Source organism: Rhizobacter sp., assembly GCF_031412495.1.
Classification (GTDB): Bacteria; Pseudomonadota; Gammaproteobacteria; order Burkholderiales; family Burkholderiaceae_C; genus Schlegelella_A.
On the sequence record NZ_JANODC010000389.1, the window covers coordinates 1 to 1512 of the forward strand.

Annotated in this window: 1 protein-coding gene; it reads right to left on the reverse strand. The window is 74.3% G+C overall.

Annotated elements, in window-relative coordinates:
- Positions 1-339: 339 nt before the first annotated feature.
- On the reverse strand, positions 340-1512 hold a 1173-nt coding region (locus AC30N0_RS14285), incomplete at its 5' end, for a hypothetical protein (protein WP_489518573.1).

Genomic DNA, 1512 nt, shown 5'->3' on the forward strand with positions numbered 1-1512 from the left:
GCGCGGCGGCGGCGGCGTCGTCGAGCAGCGCCGTCGACGGGCCGGAGAAGGTGGAGAGCACGGTGCCGATGCTCTCGGCGGCCGATGCGGGAACGGAGGTCTTGTTCGCCCGGGCGGGCACGGTGAAAGTCTTGCTCTTGCGAGTGGCCATGAAGCTCCTGCGGGGAAGTGCGTGAAGAGGCGGCGCCTCGTGTCGAGCGCTCGAAGTGGGATCGTCGCGGTGCGGCAGCGCGCGCCGCGTGGGACGCCGGACGTTCGCGCTGTAGGAGATCCACCGCACGCACCGGCAAGACGTACACGGGCCACGCGTCCGCGACACGGGCCGAGTGTCGGCTGGCGCTAGGGCAGCTCGATGCGGATGCGCGCCGGCGTTCGCGCCAGCCGGATCGCGTCGGCACCGCCGGCCTGCACCGTGCCATTGACGTGCACGCGCGCCGCGGCCGGCCACGGACCGCGGATCACGATGCCGCCGGGCGGCGGCGTGCGCAGCGCGGCGACGTCGATCTCGATGGCCTTGCGCCCGCCGCGCGTGACCGTCCGCCCGCGCCAGCTCAGGCGGCCGTACGGCGTGCGCAGGTCCTGCAGCGTCAGGCCCGGGCCATCGAGCCAGCGCAACGGCACGCCGGCGGCGAGGACCAGCGAGCGCTCGCCCTCGTGCTCGTACGCGAACAGGTCGAGCACCGAGCGGATGTGATCTGAGGCGACCCAGCCGTGCGGCATGTCGCCGAGGAAGCGCGGCTCGCGCGCATCGCGCAGCACGACCTCGGCCCACTGGTTCCAGCCGGCCGGGCGGCGGTCGCGGTAGAAGAAGACCATCGCCTGCAGGGCCCGCTCGCGCTGGCCGAGGCGCACGAAGGCGCCGACGTTGCGCCACTCGTAGGGCGTGTAGGCGTCCCAGGCCTTGCCGCTGTCGCGACGCTCGACGAAGTCGCGCCAGTAGCGGTCGAAGGTGTTGCGCACCAGCGCCTCCGGCAGGGTGCCGAGCAGGCCGCCCGGGCTGAGCGCGACGGTGCTCGAGGTCGGGTCGACGTCGCCGCGGTCGGCGGCGCCCGGCAGCACGTCGAGGCCGTGCAGCTTCGTGCTCGCCGCGAGCGACGCGAGCAGGTCGGCGAGGAACTCGTCGCCCTGCGCGGCGATGCGGGCGGCGTCGTCGGCGAGGCCGAGGCCGCGGGCCAGCGTCACGGCGCTGCGGTAGCCGGTCGCGGCCCAGAAGTCGTCCCAGTACGAGTAGGCCGGCTTGTCGGAGTAGCCCTCGTGGCTGATCGACGGCGGCATCAGGCCGAAGTAGGCGCGGCGCTCGGGCGCGAGGTTGGCCGCCGTGCGCTCGCTCGCGCGCAGCACCTCCATGTGCGCGACGGCGTGGCGCACGTGCGGCCACAGCGCGCGCACGGTCGCTTCGTCGTGCGTGATGTGCCAGAGGTCGGCGACGGCGAACGCGAACTCGCCGTCGCTGTCGTTCTCGGGCACCGGGTCGGCGCCGCGCGCGGTGGCGCAGCACGGCACCTTGCCGTT